The sequence below is a fragment of the Vibrio sp. 378 genome (assembly GCF_033339435.1).
On record NZ_JAWOUO010000256.1, the window covers coordinates 1 to 907 of the forward strand.

Genomic DNA, 907 nt, shown 5'->3' on the forward strand with positions numbered 1-907 from the left:
TACGTCGCATCTTGTGGTAATGCGTTGATTAACCCTCGTCCAGCTTGCGAACTGAGTATGGATTTACCTTGCCTTGTCAATAACTGACGCTTAAAGAGCGTATCCAAAATACCCGCACGAGTCGCTTCCGTACCTAATCCATCTGTGTCGCGCAGAATTTTTTTCAACTCTTTATCGGCAACATAACGAGCAATTCCCGTCATCGCTTGCAGCAGAGTGGCTTCAGTAAAGTGTTTTGGTGGCTCAGTTTTTCGGTCTTTAATTTCACCTTCACGGCATGTTAACACCGTGCCTTCACTTAACAGTGGCACCGCATCAATACCTTCGTCTTCTTTATCCGTTTTTCCCATCAGCGCTTTCCAACCCGGCGAAACAAGTTGACGACCTTTGGCAATGAAAATGCCACCAGCGATGTCGAATACCAATTTCGCTTCGGCATAGACAGCCGCAGGATAAAACTGCATTAAATATTGGCGCGCAATGAGCTGATACACTTTCATTTCGTTGCCAGACAGCGCATTAACGTTGGCTTGCTTAGGCGTTGGAATGATGGCGTGGTGAGCATCGACTTTTTTGTCATTCCACGCTTTCGACTTAATCGATAAGTCGGCACCATTCACTGCGCTTTGCAGTTCTTTGGCGTTGTTTGCAATAGCGGATGTAACCGTTCCAGCTTGAGAATAATGCTCCAACGGCAAGTAGCGACAATCAGAACGCGGATAAGTGATCAGTTTGTGCTTTTCGTATAGTGCCTGACAAGTATCTAGCACTTGCTGCGCACTCATGCCATAACGCTTTGCTGCATCAATCTGCAAAGCAGATAATGAATATGGCAATGGTGCAGATTGCTTGGTTTGCTTCTGCTCTGATTCCTTCACTATCGCTGGCTGGTTCGCGATCCGATTAG

Annotated in this window: 1 protein-coding gene; it reads right to left on the bottom strand. The window is 46.5% G+C overall.

Annotation, left to right across the window (positions count from 1 at the left end; all coding sequences use genetic code 11):
- Window positions 1-907: DNA topoisomerase (locus R7Q48_RS25545; protein WP_318132954.1), on the bottom strand; the 907-nt coding region annotated here is incomplete at both ends.